Source organism: Cupriavidus pauculus, assembly GCF_003854935.1.
Classification (GTDB): Bacteria; Pseudomonadota; Gammaproteobacteria; order Burkholderiales; family Burkholderiaceae; genus Cupriavidus; species Cupriavidus pauculus_C.
Genome location: NZ_CP033970.1, coordinates 336,558 through 351,103, shown reverse-complemented (window position 1 = coordinate 351,103; position 14,546 = coordinate 336,558). Strand labels below are relative to the sequence as shown.

The 14,546-nt window shown below is 69.9% G+C and carries 17 protein-coding genes; all 17 read right to left on the bottom strand.

Going from position 1 to position 14,546, the window contains the following annotated elements:
• Positions 1-34 precede the first annotated feature (34 nt).
• The 17 genes from EHF44_RS19730 to EHF44_RS19650 all read right to left on the bottom strand — a co-directional run bounded on the left by EHF44_RS19730 (position 35) and on the right by EHF44_RS19650 (position 14,474).
• Positions 35-940 carry a LysR family transcriptional regulator gene (locus EHF44_RS19730; RefSeq protein ID WP_124685429.1) on the bottom strand — a complete coding sequence of 302 codons (906 nt, stop codon included), beginning with the start codon at positions 938-940 and terminating at the stop codon, positions 35-37.
• A gap of 15 nt (positions 941-955) precedes the next feature.
• Positions 956-2,017, bottom strand: coding sequence for an AI-2E family transporter (locus EHF44_RS19725; RefSeq protein ID WP_124685428.1), 1,062 nt, complete (start codon positions 2,015-2,017; stop codon positions 956-958).
• A gap of 90 nt (positions 2,018-2,107) precedes the next feature.
• On the bottom strand, positions 2,108-2,599 hold the full coding sequence (locus tag EHF44_RS19720) for a LysR family transcriptional regulator (protein WP_124685427.1): 492 nt from the start codon (positions 2,597-2,599) through the stop codon (positions 2,108-2,110).
• Between the two features lie 158 nt (positions 2,600-2,757).
• A complete protein-coding gene (locus EHF44_RS28990) occupies positions 2,758-3,816 on the bottom strand; it encodes a cytochrome c-type biogenesis protein CcmH (protein WP_124685426.1) in 1,059 nt (352 codons plus the stop codon).
• A complete protein-coding gene (locus EHF44_RS19710; RefSeq protein ID WP_124685425.1) occupies positions 3,809-4,351 on the bottom strand; it encodes a DsbE family thiol:disulfide interchange protein in 543 nt (180 codons plus the stop codon). The genes EHF44_RS28990 and EHF44_RS19710 overlap by 8 nt, the downstream gene beginning before the upstream one ends.
• The gene (locus EHF44_RS19705; protein ID WP_124685424.1) at positions 4,348-6,375 is read right to left on the bottom strand and encodes a heme lyase CcmF/NrfE family subunit; all 2,028 of its coding nucleotides are present in this window, start codon (positions 6,373-6,375) and stop codon (positions 4,348-4,350) included. Before EHF44_RS19705 ends, EHF44_RS19710 begins: the two co-directional genes overlap by 4 nt.
• Positions 6,372-6,827, bottom strand: coding sequence for a cytochrome c maturation protein CcmE (gene ccmE, locus EHF44_RS19700; RefSeq protein ID WP_124686681.1), 456 nt, complete (start codon positions 6,825-6,827; stop codon positions 6,372-6,374). Before ccmE ends, EHF44_RS19705 begins: the two co-directional genes overlap by 4 nt.
• Positions 6,827-6,955, bottom strand: a complete 129-nt coding sequence (ccmD, locus tag EHF44_RS19695; protein WP_124685423.1) for a heme exporter protein CcmD — start codon at positions 6,953-6,955, stop codon at positions 6,827-6,829. The genes ccmE and ccmD overlap by 1 nt, the downstream gene beginning before the upstream one ends.
• On the bottom strand, positions 6,952-7,734 hold the full coding sequence (locus tag EHF44_RS19690; RefSeq protein ID WP_124685422.1) for a heme ABC transporter permease: 783 nt from the start codon (positions 7,732-7,734) through the stop codon (positions 6,952-6,954). Before EHF44_RS19690 ends, ccmD begins: the two co-directional genes overlap by 4 nt.
• Before the next feature lie 4 nt (positions 7,735-7,738).
• Complete coding sequence (gene ccmB / locus EHF44_RS19685) at positions 7,739-8,416, bottom strand: heme exporter protein CcmB (protein WP_124685421.1); 678 nt, start codon at positions 8,414-8,416, stop codon at positions 7,739-7,741.
• Positions 8,413-9,051 carry a cytochrome c biogenesis heme-transporting ATPase CcmA gene (ccmA, locus tag EHF44_RS19680; protein ID WP_124685420.1) on the bottom strand — a complete coding sequence of 213 codons (639 nt, stop codon included), beginning with the start codon at positions 9,049-9,051 and terminating at the stop codon, positions 8,413-8,415. The genes ccmB and ccmA overlap by 4 nt, the downstream gene beginning before the upstream one ends.
• Before the next feature lie 4 nt (positions 9,052-9,055).
• Positions 9,056-9,655 carry a NapC/NirT family cytochrome c gene (locus EHF44_RS19675; protein WP_124685419.1) on the bottom strand — a complete coding sequence of 200 codons (600 nt, stop codon included), beginning with the start codon at positions 9,653-9,655 and terminating at the stop codon, positions 9,056-9,058.
• 29 nt (positions 9,656-9,684) lie between these two features.
• Positions 9,685-10,233: a nitrate reductase cytochrome c-type subunit gene (locus EHF44_RS19670; protein WP_253700263.1), complete on the bottom strand. Its 549-nt coding sequence runs from the start codon at positions 10,231-10,233 to the stop codon at positions 9,685-9,687.
• Between the two features lie 23 nt (positions 10,234-10,256).
• Positions 10,257-12,752: a periplasmic nitrate reductase subunit alpha gene (gene napA, locus EHF44_RS19665; RefSeq protein WP_124685418.1), complete on the bottom strand. Its 2,496-nt coding sequence runs from the start codon at positions 12,750-12,752 to the stop codon at positions 10,257-10,259.
• Positions 12,733-13,059 carry a chaperone NapD gene (locus EHF44_RS19660; RefSeq protein ID WP_124685417.1) on the bottom strand — a complete coding sequence of 109 codons (327 nt, stop codon included), beginning with the start codon at positions 13,057-13,059 and terminating at the stop codon, positions 12,733-12,735. Before EHF44_RS19660 ends, napA begins: the two co-directional genes overlap by 20 nt.
• A 98-nt stretch (positions 13,060-13,157) precedes the next feature.
• Positions 13,158-13,322, bottom strand: coding sequence for a periplasmic nitrate reductase, NapE protein (gene napE, locus EHF44_RS19655; protein WP_124686679.1), 165 nt, complete (start codon positions 13,320-13,322; stop codon positions 13,158-13,160).
• A 258-nt stretch (positions 13,323-13,580) separates the two neighbouring features.
• Entirely contained in the window at positions 13,581-14,474 is an 894-nt protein-coding gene (locus EHF44_RS19650) for a LysR family transcriptional regulator (RefSeq protein ID WP_124685416.1), read from the bottom strand.
• Positions 14,475-14,546: the final 72 nt, after the last annotated feature.

Below are 14,546 nucleotides of genomic sequence, written 5' to 3'. Positions count from 1 at the left end.
TTGTGGATTCCAGAAGAATGCGGCCGGGCGGCGCTCAGCCGCCGTTCAGCGACGCCGTGCCGCGCAGCGTATCGACAGCCAGGTCGATGAAGGCCCGCACCTTGTGCATCGCGTGGCGGCCTTCGCGGTGGATGATGTGGATGGGCAGCGGCGGCGGCTCGAAGTCGGCCAGCACGATCCGCAGGCGGCCGTCGCGCACTTCGTCGGCAATCTGGTAGGACAGCACACGTACCAGCCCGAAGCCGGACACGGCCGCGGCGATGGCCGAGTCATTGGTCGTGGTGGCCATGCGCGGGGTCAGCCGCACTGGCATCGGCTCGCCGTTGTGCTGAAAGCGCCACTCCGGCGCGGTCGAGATGCCGGTGGTCTGGATCACGGCATGGGCCGCCAGGTCATCGGGCGAACCCGGCGTGCCGTAGCGCGACAGGTAGTCGGGCGCGGCGCAGACCACCCGCCGCACGCGGCCCACGGGGATGGCCTGCAGCGACGAACTCGGCAACTCGCCAATCCGCACGCCGACGTCGATCCCCTCGTCGATGAAATTGACGATGCGGTCGATGAACAGGCAGTCGACGTCGACCTCGGGGTAGCGCCGCAGGTATTCCACCACCACCGGCGTCACGAAGCGGCGCCCGAACAGCACCGACGCGGTGATCGACAGCCGCCCGCGCGGCGCCTCGTGGCTGCCGGCGGCGGCCAGTTCGGCCTCGTCGATCTCGGCCAGGATGCGGCGGCAGTTCTCGTAGTAGGCGGCGCCGGTGGCCGTGGGCCGCACCACGCGCGTGGTGCGCGTCAGCAGCCGCACGCCCAGGTGGGTCTCCAGGTCGGTAACGATGCGGCTCACCACGCTCAGCGACGCGTCCAGCCGGCGCGCGGCCGGCGTGAAGCCGCCGCATTCCACGACGGCCACGAACGTCTTCATCGCCTGGAGTCGGTCCATGGTCGGGCGCCCGGGTCAGTGCAGGTCGGCCGGGTCCTCGGTGTTGTTGAGGTCCCAGCAGGCGATGAACAGCGCCGCGATCAGCGGGCCGATGACAAAGCCGTTCAGCCCGAACAGCGCCATGCCGCCCAGCGTGGAAATCAGCACCACGTAGTCCGGCATCTGCGTGTCCTTGCCGACCAGGATGGGGCGCAGCACGTTGTCCACCAGGCCGATCACCAGCACGCCGAAGCCGATCAGGATGCAGCCCTTGAGGATGGCGCCGGTCAGCAGGAAGTAGACCGCCACCGGCGCCCAGATCAGCCCCGCGCCCACGGCCGGCAGCAGCGACAGGAAGGCCATCACCACGCCCCACAGCAGCGCGCCCTGGATGCCGAGCACGGCAAAGATGCCGCCGCCCAGCACGCCCTGCACCACGGCCACGGCGATATTGCCCTTGACCGTCGCGCGCACGACGGTGGTGAACTTCTGGATCAGGTGCTGCTTGTGGCTGGCGCTGAGCGGCACGGCCAGCCGCAGCTTGCGCGACAGCACGGGCCCGTCGCGCAGCAGGAAGAACAGCAGGTACAGCATGATGCCGAAGCCGATCATGAACTGGGCCGTGTTCTGGCCGATGCTGAGCGCCCGGGTGGCCACGGCCTGGCTGGCCACCAGCGCGCTGGCGCTGAGCTTGTCCTTGAGGTCGGACACGCTGGCCAGGTTGGCGCGGGCCAGCATGTCGCGCACGAACGGCGGCAGCGCGTCGGCGGCGGACTGGAAGTAGTGGCCAAAGTTGATCTGGCCCGAGCGGATGCTGTCGTACAGGTTCACGCCTTCCTGGATCAGCGACATCGTGATGACCGTGACCGGCAGGATGACCAGCACCAGTACCAGTATCAGGGTCAGCAGCGCGGCCACGTTGGTGCGGCCGCGCAGCGTGTTGACCAGCCGCCGTTGCAGCGGCGCGAAGATGATGGCCAGCACGGCGCCCCAGAACACGGCGCCGTAGAACGGCAGCAGGATCCAGAAAAATGCGATGGTGACCATCGCCAGCAACAGCAGGAATGTCTTGTGATGCAGACCGTCACGATCGGCCATGGGTGAACCCCGGGGTTGCCAAGTAATTGGCCATTCTACGATGGAAGGGTGGCTGGCCGATGCCAGACAGCCACTGGCAGACCGCTTCCGTTACTCCCACAGGGGGCCGGGCGGCAGCGAGGCGTCGCAGGCGTCCGGGGCATCGGGGCCTTGCGGAGCCTGGGGAGAGCGCTGGGATTGCGAGGCGTCGTGCGCAGATCCGCCGGTCAGCGTGTCCCACATGTCCAGCAGGCGCACGGCACACGGATACAGGCGATCGGCGGCGGCCGTGGGCGACATGGCCGAGGGGGAGCGGTTGAACAGCGCCGTGCCCAGCCGTTCCTCCAGCCGCTGCACCGCATAGCGGATCGACGCGGCCCGGACGCCCGTGTAGTGCTCGGCCGCCACGGCGGACTCGTATTGCATCAGCAGCACAAAGCGGCGCAGGTGCGTGGTGCTGACGTGCCGGGCGGGCGGGGCGGGGCGGCATTCCTCGGGCGCCCGCACCGGCAGGGCCAGCGCCAGACGGCCGTGCCGCGGTTCGCTGCCTGCCGCCGCGCCGCATTCCGGCGCGTATCGTTCCCTGTTCCGTTTCGCTGTCACTGTGGCCGACGCCCAAATTGCGGCATTGTGGCGGCATTCACTTTCGGGCCACTTGTCGGCAGACAAGGCGAGGCGTTTCCCGGAACGGGATGCGCTAACTGCAACCTTTTCGTGGCAGATGCAATGAATTCCGGACGATGTGGCGCCGTGCCGCAGGTTCAGCGCGGCGTGGCGGCATTGGCCGGCGCCCCGGCGCCCTGTGCCGCCGCGATATTGGCGGCGATGCGCGTGGCGGTCTGGGAATCGGGCGGCAGCAGCCGGTACAGCCGCTGCCAGTAGTCGATGGCCTGCGCCACGTCGCCGCGCTGGGCGGCGGCGCTGGCCGCCAGCGCCAGGCCCTTCGGGTCTTCCGGGTCGTGGGCCAGCGCGGCGCGGATCTCGGTCATCGCCCGGCCTTCGAGCGATCCATCGTCCAGGCTCGCCAGCACGTCGGCGTAGTCGGAATGGAGCGAGGCCACGCCGGGCGCCAGCGCAATGGCCCGGGCGTAGGCCGAGGCGGCATCGTCGAACCGTTCGAGCACCGTGTACGAGCGCGCGAGCATGGTCCAGCCCGTGGCGTCGTCGGGCTTGGCCTGCAGCCGGCGCGCGAGCTGGTCCAACATGGCCTCGATCTGGCCGATCTGGGGCGCGTGCGTGTCGCCGGACAGGTCGTGCGCATCGGCCCGCTGCCAGACCGCCGACGGGTTGCCCAGGTGCAGGTAGATCGCCGCCGCGGCCGGCGGCAGGCACAGGCACAGCGCGGCCGACGTCCAGCGCGCGCCGGCGCGGCGGGGCGGTGGCGGTTCTGCCGGCCGGGGCGGGAGGATTTCGCCCGCCGCCAGCGCGGCCGTCGCCGTGGCCCGCCGGCGCCGCCACAGCATCGCCACGATGCCGGCCAGCAGCGCGAACGGGCCGAGCCACAGCGCCCACGTGGCCGGCTTGAACGGCGGATCGTAGAGCACGAAGTCGCCGTAGCGCTGGACCAGGAAATCCTTGATCGCCATATCGCTGGCGCCCTGGGCCATCTGCGCGCGGATCTGCCCACGCAGGTCCACGGCCAGCGGCGCGTTGGAATCGGCCAGCGTCTGGTTCTGGCAGACCATGCAGCGCAACTGCTGCGCCAGCGCGTGCACGCGCGCGTCCAGGGCGGGGTCGGGCGCGGCGGCGTCCGCCGGGCCCGCCAGCACCGCCAGCAGCACCAGCAACGTGCGCAGCGTGTGCCAGCGGCGGCTAGGCATGGCCATCTCCGCGCAACTGGTCGAGCAGCGGCTGGATGCGATGCTCCAGCACGTCGCGCGTGAGCGGACCCACCTGGCGGTAGCGCACCACGCCCTGGGCGTCGATCACGTAGGTCTCGGGCACGCCATAGACGCCGAAGTCGATACCCGCGCGGCCATCGGCATCGACCAGCGACTGGCGGTACGGATCGCCCATCTCGCGCAGCCACGCCAGCGCGGCGGGCGGCGTGTCCTTGTAGTTCAGGCCGTAGACCGGCACCGGCGAGCGCGCCGCAAAGTCGACCAGCAGCGGATGCTCGGACCGGCACGCCGCGCACCACGACGCCCAGACGTTGAGAATCCACACCTTGCCGCGCAGGTCCGCGGTGGTCACCGTCCGGGGCCCATCCTGCGCGGCCAGCACCGGCAACGCAAATGCCGGGGCGGGTTTGCCGACCAGCGCCGACGGCAGCTCGCGCGGATCGTGGCGCAGGCCGGCGCCCAGCGCCAGGACGATTGCCAGGAACAATGCCAGCGGCAGCAGGAAGCGGGTCATGGCGTGGCTCCCGGCACCGGTTGTCCTGCCTTGGCCTGCGAGAGCGGCGCCAGCCGGCCGTCATCGGCCCCGGTCACGTCCGCAACTTCGGCCACGCGCCGCCGCGCCCGGTAGCGGCGGTCGCCAGCGGCCACCAGTCCGCCCAGCGCCATCAGCCCGCAGCCGGCCCAGATCCATGTCACGAACGGCTTGACGTAGATGCGCACCGCCCAGGTCTTCTCGCCGGCGGCCTCGCCCACGGCCACGTAGAGATCGCGCGTGAAGCCGGTGTCGATGGCGGCCTCGGTGGTGGGCATGTCCTGGCTGCGGTAGATGCGCCGCTCGGTGCCCAGCGTCGTGACGGGCCGGCCGTCCCGCGTCACCGTCAGCACCGCGCGCAGCGCCTCGTAGTTCGGCCCGGCCACGGGCAGCACGCCGTCAAAGCGGAACGCGTAGCCGTTCACGGTCACGCTGTCGCCGGGCCGCATCGGCAGCTCGCGCAGGGTCTCCTGGCTGCCCACCAGCGTCACGCCGACGATGAACACGCCCACGCCCGCGTGGGCCAGCAGCATGCCGCAGTAGCCGGCCGGTAGCTGGCGCAGCGCCGCCAGCCAGCCGGGCCGGTGCCGCAGCCGGTCTGCCAGGCTGGCCAGCGCGCTGGCGATGCACCACAGCGCCAGCGTCAGCCCCAGCCCGGTCAGCGCGGAGCGGTGGCGCAGCACCAGCAGCAGGCCCAGCGCGATGACCACGCTGGCCACGGCCGCCCAGCGCAGCCGACGCGCCACGGGCGGCCAGTCGCCCCGGCGCCAGCGCGCCAGCGGCGCCGCGCCCATCAGCAGCACGGCGGGCGCCATCAGCGGCACGAACACCTGCTCGAAGTAGGCCGGGCCCACCGACACCTTGCCAAGGCCCATCACATCGAGCAGCAGCGGATAGAGCGTGCCGAGCAGCACCGCCGACGCCGCCACGGCCAGCAGCACGTTGTTGGCCAGCAGGAACGTCTCGCGCGACGCCAGGCTGAACGCGGTGCCGCGCCGCAGTTGCGGCGCGCGCCACGCAAAGATCGCCAGCGCCAGGCCCGTGACCAGCGCCAGCAGCGTCAGGATGAATACGCCGCGCCGTGGGTCCACCGCGAATGCGTGGACCGACGTGAGCACGCCCGAGCGCACCAGGAACGTGCCCAGCAGGCTCAGCGAGAACGTGAAGATGGCCAGCAGCGCGGTCCACGCGCGGAACGCGCCGCGTTTTTCGGTAACGGCCAGCGAGTGGATCAGCGCCGTGCCGGCCAGCCACGGCATGAACGACGCATTTTCGACCGGGTCCCAGAACCACCAGCCGCCCCAGCCCAGCTCGTAGTAGGCCCACAGGCTGCCCAGCGCGATGCCGACGGTCAGGAACGCCCACGCCAGCGTGGTCCACGGCCGCGACCAGCGCGCCCACGCCGCGTCCAGCCGGCCTTCCAGCAGCGCCGCCAGCGCGAACGCAAAGGCCACCGCAAAGCCTACGTAGCCCATGTAGAGGAACGGCGGATGGAACACCATGCCGGGGTCCTGCAGCAGCGGGTTGAGGTCGCGGCCTTCCATCGTGCGCGGCAGCAGCCGCACGAAGGGGTTCGACGCGAACAGCAGGAACAGCAGCAGCCCGGTGGAGATCGCGCCCATCACGCCCAGCACGCGCGCCACGAACGCCAGCGGCAGGCGCCGGCTGCACAGCGCCACGGCCAGCGACCAGCCCGCGAGCATCAGCGTCCACAGCAGCATCGACCCCTCGTGCCCGCCCCAGACGGCGGCCAGCCGGTACACCAGCGGCAGCGCGCTGTTCGAGTTGCCGGCCACGTAGCGCACGCTGAAATCGTTGTCGACGAACGCCCACGTGAGCGTCAGGTACGCGGCCAGCACCAGCACGCACTGGATGACCGCCGCCGGGCGCGCCAGCGCCAGCCACGGCACGAAGCCGCGCGGCGCGCCAGCCAGCGGCAGCACGCCCTGCACCAGCGCCGCGAGCAGCGCGCAGATCAGCGCGAAGTGGCCCAGTTCGACGATCATCGCTGCGCCTTCGCGCCGGGGGCGCTGTCGTTGGCGGCCCGCTTCAGGGCCTCGGCGGCCTCCGGGGGCATGTAGTTCTCGTCATGCTTGGCCAGCACCTCGCTGGCCACGAACGTGCCGCTGGCATCGAGCATGCCGCGCGCCACCACGCCCTTGCCTTCGCGGAACAGGTCCGGCAGCAGGCCGCGATAGACCACGGGCACCGTGTGCCGCGTATCGGTGACGATGAAGCGGATGGTCAGGCTCTCGCCCTCGCGCCGGATGGAGCCGGGCGCCACCAGCCCGCCCAGCCGGAACGCCCGCGCGGTGGGCGCCTCCTGCGCGGCAATCTGGCTGGGGCTGAAGAAGAACACCAGGTTCGACCGGAACGCATTGAGCACAAGCGCCAGCGCCACGCTGCCGCAGACCAGCGCGGCAAGCAGCAGGCCCAGGCGCCGCTGGCGCGCGGTCATCATGGCGCGTCGCTCCGCCCGTCAGCCGTGCCGCGCCGGCGCCGCCGCGCCAGCCAGCCCAGTTCCAGCACGATGGCGGCCAATGCCACGCCGAACGCGCCGACGATGTACGCCGTATGACCGCTCATGCTCGCAGCCTCCCCACTTCGCCGCGCTCGCGCAGGATGCAGCGCACGCGCACCAGCGCGACGGCAATCGTGTACAGCCAGCAGGCCAGCGTCATCGCCAGCATGCCGGCCAGCATCGTCGCGGCCATGGTCGGCGCGGCCGTCAGGCTCACCGACGCGCCCTGGTGCAGCGTGTTCCACCATTGCACCGAGAAGTAGATGACCGGCAGGTTCACCACGCCCACCACGGCCAGCACCGCGCAGGCCCGCTCGGCGCGGCGCGGCTCGTCGATGGCCGATTCCAGCGCCAGGAAGCCGAGGTAGAGGAACAGCAAAATCAGCTCGGACGTCAGCCGCGCGTCCCAGACCCACCATGTGCCCCACGTCGGCTTGCCCCAGAGCGCGCCGGTCCAGAGCGCCAGGAACGTGAACATGGCGCCCGTGGGCGCCAGCGCCGACGCCATCATCGCGGACAGGCGCGTGCGCAGCACCAGCGACAGCGCGCCGTAGATGGCCATCACCAGGTAGATGAACATCGACATCCACGCAGCCGGCACGTGGATGAAGATGATGCGGTAGACCTCGCCCTGCTGGGCGTCGGTGGGGGCCACGACAAAGCCGAGCCAGAGCCCCACCGCGAGCCACACGGCCGCCAGCGCGAAGCACCACGGCGCCAGCCGGCCGGCCAGCGGATAGAAGCGCACCGGCGCGGCCAGCGCGGTCCAGCGCAGGCGCGCGGGCGGCAGCGGACAGGCGGCGGGCGATGGCGAGGCGTCGGGCAGCGAGGCGTGGCGGGTCATCGTGTCACTCCATGGCGATGCGCAGGCCGGCCGCCGCCGCCAGCGGGCAGAGCAGCAGCGACAGCGCCAGGCAGGCGCCCAGCAGCGAGAAATGCGGCGCCACGCTGAGCCCCGCGTCGGCGGCCGCGCCGGCGCTGGCGCCGAACACCAGCACCGGGATCGACAGCGGCAGCACCAGGATGCACAGCAGCACCGCGCCGCCGCGCACGCCCAGCGTCAGCGCCGCGCCCACCGCGCCGATCAGGCTCAGCGCGGGCGTGCCGACCAGCAGCGACGCGGTCAGCAGCAACGTGGCCGCGCCGGGCAGGCTGTATTGCTGCGCCAGCAGCGGCGTCAGCACCAGCAGCGGCAGGCCGCTGGTCAGCCAGTGCGCGCAGATCTTGCCCAGCACCAGCAGCGCCAGCGGATGGGGCGAGAGCAGCAGCTGGTCCAGGCTGCCATCGGCGTATTCCTGCGCGAACAGGCGCGACAGCGACAGCATCGACGCCAGCAGCGCGGCCACCCAGAGGATGCCCGGCGCCAGCGCGCGCAGTTGCTGGGGGTCGGGGCCGATGGCCAGCGGAAACAGGCTGCAGACGATCACGAAGAACACCACGCTGGCCAGCAGGCTGGTGCGGCGCCGCCACGCCAGCGACAGGTCGTGCGCGACCACGGCGCCGAGCACCCCGGTGGTGGCGATCATGATGGCCGCCCCTCGGCGCCGCGCAGCGCCAGCACCGCGCCACCGGGTACGTCCAGCGGCTGGTGCGTGGCGACTACCGCCATGCCGCCGTCGGCCAGGTGCGCGCCAAGCATCGCGTGGAAGCGGTCGGCGGCGTCACGGTCGAGCGACGTCAGCGGCTCGTCCAGCAGCCACAGCCGGCGCGGCGCCAGCGCCAGCCGGGCCAGGCTGACGCGCCGCCGCTGGCCCTGCGACAGCGCCCGCACGGGCGTTTCGGCCACGCGATCGAGCCCGAGCCGCGCCAGCGCCTGCCGCAGCGCGGCCGTATCGGGCCGCAGCCCGGCCATGCGCGCGGCGAAGCGCAGGTTGTCGAGCGGGCCAAGGTCGGCGTCGATGCCGTTGGTGTGGCCGACGTAGGCCAGGCTGGCCAGGTAGTCGGCATCGCCCGCGCGCACCGGGCGCCCGAGCCATGCAAGCTGGCCCGCGGCCGGCTGCAGCAGGCTCGACAGCACGCGCAGCAGCGTGGTCTTGCCCGCGCCGTTGGGGCCGACGACCTGCAGCAGCCCGCCCGGCGCCAGCGCCACGCCGACGTCGCGGAAGATCGTCCGGCCCATGCGCCGGACGGTCAGCTCGCTGGCCTCCAGCGCGGCGGCCATGGCGCTACGGCTCCTGGGCCTTGGCCACGTCGGGCAGCCGGTGCGCAATGCCCTTGTGGCAGTCGATGCACGTCTTCTCCTTGTTGGCCAGGTAGGTGGAATGCATGGCCTGCGCGCGCGGGCTCTGGCGCGTGAAGTCCATCGACTGGTAGTCGTGGCAGTTGCGGCATTCGAGCGAATCGTTGGCCTTGAAGCGCGCCCATTCGTGCTGCGCCAGCGTCAGGCGGTGGGCCTGGAACTTCTCGCGCGTGTCGACGGTGCCGAAGATCTTGGCCCAGACTTCCTTGGACGCCTGCATCTTGCGCGCCATCTTGCTGGTCCAGTTGTGCGGCACGTGGCAGTCCGAGCATTTGGCGCGCACGCCGCTGCGGTTGGTGAAATGGATCGTCCCCTGCAGCTCCTGGTACACGTTGTCGCGCATCTCGTGGCAGCCGGTGCAGAACTGCTCGGTGTTGGTCAGCTCCAGCGCCGTGTTGAACGCGCCCCAGAACAGCACGCCGGCGATGAAGCCGCCCACGGTCAGGAAGCCCAGGCTGAAGTACGCGCTGGGCCGGTTGATGGTGCGCCAGTACCGCTTGATGAGATCCCAGAATCTGCCCGTCATCGCTTGCCCCGGTCGGTGCGGCCGTGTGGTTACTTGGTGCTCGTGGTGCCCGCCCGGGCGTTGCCGCCCTTGGCCCCTTTCTCGCCGCCGGCACGCCTCAGCATGGTCTCCACGTCGACGAACGAGTTGCCGACCAGCGGCTTGGCGTCGGCCTGCGGCACGTGGCACTGGGTGCAGAAGTAGCGCCGTGGCGAGACCTCGGCCAGCACGTTGTTGTCGCGGTCCATGTAGTGCGTGATGCTGACCGGGATGGCGCCGGTTTCCTCGGTCTTGGTGCGCGCGTGGCAGAACATGCAGCGGTTGAAGTCCTTGTCGAGCTGGTAGCCGTCGATCTTGTGCGGGATCGTGGGCGGCTGCATCGTGTAGTTGCGCGTGCGGCGGATGTCCTTGTTCTCGGTGGGGTACAGCAGCGGCGCCTTGGCCTCGTCGCCGACCGGGGTGGGGCCGCGCATCGCGTCGACCAGCCCCTGCGCGCCGGCCGGCGGCACCAGCAGCGTGACCAGCGCGACCAGCAGCCAGGCGGCGAACACCAGCCACGTGGCGCGGTGCCGGCTGGCTTTCAGGGCGTCTGCTTCCATGGCGTCTCCTTGGTGGCCGTCGGTCAGACCTTGACGATCTTGACCGCGCACTTCTTGAAGTCGGTCTGCAGCGAGATCGGGCAGGTGGCGTCCAGCGTGACCTTGTTGATGAGCTGGCTGGCATCGAACCACGGCACGAACACCAGGCCGCGCGGCGGCGCGTCGCGGCCCCGGGTCTCGATGCGGGTGCGCATGCGGCCGCGCCGCGACACCACCTCCACCTCCACGCCGCGCCGCAGGCCCATCGCGCGCGCATCTTCCGGATGCATGAAGCACACCGCGTTCGGGAACGCGCGGTACAGCTCCGGCACGCGGCGCGTCATCGAGCCCGAGTGCCAGTGTTCGAGCACGCGGCCCGTGGCCAGCCAGAACGGGTACTCCTTGTCCGGCGCCTCTGCCGGCGGCTCGTAGGGCAGGGCGAAGATCACGGCCTTGCCGTCGGGATTGCCGTAGAACTGATAGCCGTTGCCGGCCTTGACGTACGGGTCGCTGCCCTCGCGGTAGCGCCAGCGCGTTTCCTTGCCGTTGACCACGGGCCAGCGCAGCCCGCGCGCCTCGTGGTAGGCGTCGAACGGGGCCAGGTCGTGGCCGTGGCCGCGCCCGAACGCCGCGTATTCCTCGAACAGTCCCTTCTGCACGTAGAAGCCGAAGACCTTGGCCTCGGCGTTGTTGTAGCCGCTGTTGGTCTCCTTGAGCGGGTACTTGTCGACGTTGCCGTTGCGGAACAGCACGTCGAACAGCGTCTTGCCGCGCACGTCGGGCTGCTTGGCGATCAGGTCGGCGGGCCAGACGTCCTCGATCTTGAAGCGCTTGGAAAACTCCATGAGCTGCCACAGGTCGGACTTCGCCTCGCCCGGGGCGTCCACAAGCTGGTGCCAGAACTGCGTGCGGCGCTCGGCGTTGCCGTAGGCGCCTTCCTTTTCCACCCACATGGCGCTGGGCAGGATCAGGTCGGCCGACAGGGCCGTGACCGTGGGGTAGACGTCGGACACGACGATGAAGTTGTCCGGGTTGCGGTAGCCGGGCAGCCCCTCCTGCATCATGTTGGCGGCGGCCTGCATGTTGTTGTTGACCTGCACCCAGTAGGCGTTGAGCTTGCCGTCCTTGAGCATGCGGTTCTGCAGCACGGCGTGGTAGCCCACCTTGTCGGGGATGGTGCCGGCGGGCAGTTTCCAGATGCGCTCGGCTTCCGCGCGGTGCTTGGGGTTGGTCACGACCATGTCGGCCGGCAGCCGGTGGGCGAACGTGCCCACCTCGCGCGCGGTGCCGCACGCCGACGGCTGCCCGGTCAGCGAGAACGGGCTGTTGCCCGGCGTGGCGATCTTGCCGGTCAGCAGGTGGACGTTGTAGACCATGTTGTTGACCCACGTGCCGCGCGTGTGCTGGTTGAAGCCCATGGTCCACAGCGACATGACCTTGACGTTCGGGTCCGCGTACAGCTCGGCCAGTTGTTCGAGCTTGTCCTTCGGCACGCCGGAAAGCTTGCTGACGTAGTTGGCGTCGTACTTCGAGACGAACTTCGCAAATTCGTCAAAGGTGATCGGTTTGGCGTCGGTCGGGTTGCCGGCATTCCTGGCGGCCTTCTGCAGCGGGTTGTCCGGCCGCAGGCCGTAGCCGATGTCGGTCACGCCCTCCTTGAACACCGTGTGCTTGTTGACGAAGTCCTTGTTGACGCGGTTGGTCTGGATGATGTGGTGGGCGATGTAGTTCAGCATCGCCAGGTCCGTCTGCGGCGTGAAGATGATCGGCAGGTCGGCCAGGTCGAACGACCGGTGCGTGAACGTGGACAGCACCGCCACGCGGGTCTTCGGGTGGCTCAGGCGCCGGTCGGTGATGCGGGTCCAGAGGATCGGGTGCATCTCGGCCATGTTCGAGCCCCACAGCACGAAGGCGTCGGCGGCCTCGAAGTCGTCGTAGCAGCCCATCGGCTCGTCCATGCCGAAGGTACGCATGAAGCCGGTCACGGCCGACGCCATGCAGTGGCGCGCGTTCGGGTCGATGTTGTTCGAGCGGAACCCGGCCTTCATCAGCTTGGACGCGGCGTATCCTTCCCAGATCGTCCACTGGCCCGATCCGAACATGCCGACCGCCGTCGGGCCCTTGTCCTTGAGCACGCGCTTGAACTGGCGCTCCATCTCGTCGAACGCCTGGTCCCAGCTCACGGGCGCGAATTCGCCGTTCTTGTCGTACTTGCCATTCTTCATGCGCAGCAGCGGGCGGGTCAGCCGGTCCTGGCCGTACATGATCTTCGACAGGAAGTAGCCCTTGACGCAGTTCAGCCCCTTGTTGACCTCGCACTGCGGGTCGCCCTGTGTGGCCACCACCTTGTTGTCGCGCACGGCCACGGTCACGCCGCAGCCGGTGCCGCAGAAGCGGCAGGGCGCCTTCGACCATTTCAGCTTGGTGACTTCGCTGTCGGTGACGAAATTGGCGGCCTCGCCAGGCACCGGGATACCCGCCACGGAGGCGGTTGCCGCGATGGCCGTCTGCTTGATGAAATCACGGCGCGTGACTGACATCGGCAATCTCCTCGTGCATGGCTGCGGCGTCTTCGTTGTGCTGGTAGACCAGCGTGGCGGATACCACGCCTTCCAGTTGGTGCAAGCAGGTGAGCTGGGCGACGATGGCCTGCGAGGTGGGGGCCTCGGCGGTCACCACGAGCTTGCCGGCGTCGCTGACGGCGTGGACTTCGACCCCGGTCATGGCGTCGATGGCATGGCGCACGCGCTCAAGCTGGCCCGGCTGGGCAAAGACCATGATGCCGGCGATATGCCACTCGTCGTCCGGGGCGGCCGGCTGGATGGGGATGGAACGTCTTTCAGGCATGCGTCGACTCCTGACAAGACTGCTTTTGCAGGTTTTCTTCTCGATGGCAATTGGACTTTGGGCCAATTCTGCCGAGGCTGTGCTTTCTGGCGGTCCTGTTAATGCGTGGGCGGGCCGCTGATGAGCTGGCTCATCCAGACGATGAAGCCGTAGCCGGCCACGATGATCACGGACAGCACCGGCACCATCACGGCCGTCAGAAACAGAAAGCTGCGCACCTCTTCCTTCTTGCGCTGGGGATCGTCAACGCTGCGCGGGTCCATGATCTCCTCGGCCTGTGCTCGGGAATGCGTACTCATTAAAGGAATGGCTACGCCGAGTGTCAAGACATGCACCCGGGCCGCAGATGCGGACAAGTTCGGCTCTGACTGGGGGTCATGCGCCGTCAGCCTGAATCGCGGCGCGCACCGGTATGGCGCCGCGATGCTGTCACGCCGTGATCTGAATTTCTTCTGGGTCGTCCTGAAAGAAATCGAAGCGCGGGTCGCGGGTGCCGCCCGGTCGACACCGTCGCCCCGCCGCTATTCCTTGGCCAGCCGCTGCGCCACCGCGATAAAGCGCTGGACATGGCGGTCGTCGGCATCCTGCTGCGTGGCTAGCGCGATGCCGATGCGGGCCGCCGGCCGGGGGCTGGACAGCCGCAGGAAGCGCACCCGCCGCGTGGTGTACCGCGCCGTGACGCCCGGCACCAGCGCCACGCCCAGCCCGCTTTCCACCAGGCTGACGATGGTCTGCACCTGCACGGCCTCCTGGGCGATGCGCGGCACGAAGCCGGCCTGCTGGCACAGCAGCATCGCCACGGCCCGCAGGTTGGGCACATCGGCATGGGGATGCATGATGAACGGCTCGGCGGCCAGCGCCTTCAGCGCGATGCTGTCGTGCGCGGCGTACGGGCTGTCGGCCGGCACGGCGGCCATGAAGGTGTCCGATTCCAGCGGCAGTAGCTGAAACGGGCCGCTGTCGAGGATCGGGAACCGCACCAACCCGGCGTCGAGCTGGCCGCGCCCGATCCGCTCCAGGATCGACGCCGAGGTCGATTCGTGCAGGATCAGTTCGATGCCGGGATGGGCCTCGCGGAAGGCCGGGATCAGCCGCGGCAGCAGCGCGTAGGTGGCCGAGCCGACAAAGCCGATGCGCAGCGCGCCGCGTTCGCCGTGCGCGGCGGACTGCGCGGCGGCCCGCACCTGCGCGGCGTGGAACAGCGCGCGCCGGGCGTCGTCCAGCGCGGCCTCGCCGGCCTGGGTCAGCCGCACGCCGCGCGTGGTCCGCAGGAACAGCGGCGTGCCCAGCGACGCCTCCAGCTTGCGGATCGAGATCGACAGCGGCGGCTGCGCCATGTGGAGCTGCTCGGCCGCCCGGTGGAAGTTGCCGGTCTCGGCGAGCACGACGAATTGCTGGAGCTGGCGCAGGTCCATGGCGATACTGTCGGGATATCGGTTCCTAAAAAAGGAATATTAGACGCAAGCGCCGCGCGGGGCTACGCTGGG